A 403-nucleotide genomic window follows, 5' to 3' on the forward strand; every position below is an offset into this window, starting at 1 on the left:
CTGCAGCTCCGTCCGGACCGCGCCGGACTGCGCGCCCTTCGGATCGGCCTGCGCGCGGCCGATGTCGCCGAGCTGGTTCTGGATGTGGTGGCCGATCTCGTGCGCGACGACGTACTCCTGCGCGAGCGGTCCGGCGCTGGAGCCGAACTGGTCGACGAGCAACTGGAAGAAGCTGGTGTCGAAGTAGGCGGTGGAGTCCGCGGGGCAGTAGAACGGGCCGACGTCACTGGTCGCGTTGCCACAGCCGGTGTTCACCGAGCCGGAGAAGAGCATGACGCCGGGCATGACGTACGGGGTGCCGGTCTGCTTGCCGAGCTCCTGCGCCCACACCGCGTCGAGGCTCTCGGCGGTGAGGGCGACCCGGCAATTCACGTCGCGGTTGGCGTCCGCGCCGGTCTTGCAG

At 69.7% G+C, this 403-nt stretch carries 1 protein-coding gene; it reads right to left on the reverse strand.

Features of this window, described 5'->3' with window-relative positions:
• A partial coding sequence (locus tag AC1DYG_RS20270; RefSeq protein WP_477641634.1) for a neutral zinc metallopeptidase occupies positions 1–403 on the reverse strand: 403 nt, incomplete at both ends.

This window comes from Pedococcus sp. P1_H8, assembly GCF_056405175.1.